General features: G+C 46.0%; 1 protein-coding gene. It reads right to left on the bottom strand.

Going from position 1 to position 570, the window contains the following annotated elements; translation table 11 throughout:
- Positions 1-216: 216 nt before the first annotated feature.
- Positions 217-498, bottom strand: coding sequence for a MerR family transcriptional regulator (locus QSJ47_RS08130; protein WP_260321743.1), 282 nt, complete (start codon positions 496-498; stop codon positions 217-219).
- Between the last annotated feature and the right edge of the window lie 72 nt (positions 499-570).

The following is a 570-nucleotide window of genomic DNA, read 5'->3' as shown; positions in this document are numbered from 1 at the left end:
TTGGCAAATTTGCCCCCTAAAAAGCCCTTGCCTAGAGGTGAAAAGGCAACATAGGTAATGTTATGTGCCTCACAAAGCCTCGCTCATCCCCCACGCTTTGATTTTGCCCTCGTTTTTAAAGGAAGGCACAATGCAGTTGTGCCCTTACACAAGAAAGTCGTGCTTTTACACAATAGAATTGTGCCCTTACACAAAGATTGTACCCCTATTTGTTTGTCAAGGGTTCTTTTTAGGTTTGCCCGTGTAAGCGGGGTTGCTTGGATTCAAAAAGTCCTTTTGCTCTTTGATCATTTGCGTATAGAGTGCGATTTTATGGGCGATTTTAGCTTCTGCTTGGTGCAAGGTGTCTAGCTGAAGGCGTAAATCTTTAAGCTGTTGCCCTAAAATCGCCTTGCGTTGTGGGGCACTTTTCATGCCTTGTTGAGATAAGTGGATATAGTCTTTATCGTGGCTAGGGGCATGCCACACGCACGCAAGCACTGCACCCACTCTACCCACGCGACATCGCTTTGAGAGAAGTAACGCACGCCATTAGAATCGCTTTGCACAAATGGGAATAGCCCTTTATCG

The organism is Helicobacter sp. NHP22-001, assembly GCF_030270165.1.
Classification (GTDB): Bacteria; Campylobacterota; Campylobacteria; order Campylobacterales; family Helicobacteraceae; genus Helicobacter; species Helicobacter gastrofelis.
Note: the sequence above shows the minus strand (reverse complement) of the source record. Positions and strands in the feature narration are given on the sequence as shown.